Origin of the sequence: Halovibrio sp. HP20-59, assembly GCF_033052795.2 — a bacterium.
Classification (GTDB): domain Bacteria; phylum Pseudomonadota; class Gammaproteobacteria; order Pseudomonadales; family Halomonadaceae; genus Vreelandella.
In genome coordinates this window covers 1-236 of the sequence record NZ_JAWJUW020000182.1, presented here as the reverse complement: position 1 = coordinate 236, position 236 = coordinate 1, and the positions used below count along the sequence as shown (strand labels likewise).

Here is a 236-nt window from a genome sequence, read left to right as displayed (position 1 = left end):
AATGAATTGGCGTGCGATCCGTCCACCATCCTGACGTTGCCTTGCGATGTTCTTGTGCCGGCGGCCACCGAGCGCGTCATTGACGCGAATATCGCCGAAAGGCTGCAATGCAAGGTTCTCGCCGAGGGCGCGAACGGTCCCACCACACCCGACGCCGATCTCGTGCTCGAAAAGCGCCAGGACGAAATTTTCCTGATCCCGGACATTCTCTGCAATGCCGGTGGTGTCGTGGTCAG

General features: G+C 59.7%; 1 pseudogene. It reads left to right on the top strand.

Going from position 1 to position 236, the window contains the following annotated elements:
• Window positions 1–236 (top strand): annotated as a pseudogene (locus tag RZA33_RS19800) (glutamate dehydrogenase); the annotation flags it as partial.